The organism is Carboxydothermus islandicus, assembly GCF_001950325.1.
GTDB classification, from domain to species: domain Bacteria; phylum Bacillota; class Z-2901; order Carboxydothermales; family Carboxydothermaceae; genus Carboxydothermus; species Carboxydothermus islandicus.
Genome location: NZ_BDJL01000112.1, coordinates 1 through 282, shown reverse-complemented (window position 1 = coordinate 282; position 282 = coordinate 1). Strand labels below are relative to the sequence as shown.

Annotated in this window: 1 protein-coding gene; it reads right to left on the bottom strand. The window is 44.0% G+C overall.

Features of this window, described 5'->3' with window-relative positions; translation table 11 throughout:
* On the bottom strand, window positions 1-267 hold a 267-nt coding region (locus tag ciss_RS09710; RefSeq protein ID WP_501161891.1), incomplete at its 3' end, for a transposase family protein.
* Between the last annotated feature and the right edge of the window lie 15 nt (window positions 268-282).

The window sequence follows — 282 nt, the reverse complement described above, 5'->3', positions numbered from 1 at the left end:
CATTATTTTATCTACTTCTTCCGCATGGTTGATTATTTTCTTTAAAAAACGGGTATACACCCACGCTGGGGGTACCGTTTCACCTTTAAATCCGCACATGAACCGCAGTTGTCCGTTTCGTCCCAATTCCCGACGCAGTTTTTCTATCGTTTCATGTTGATATACTATTCCGGCAAGGATCGAGTTCCACATGGCTCGCACTGGATAATCGTCCCTGCCTTTGTTCCGCTCTTTCTCCAACTGTCTCATAAGTTCTTCATCCGGCATATATTCCAATACAAG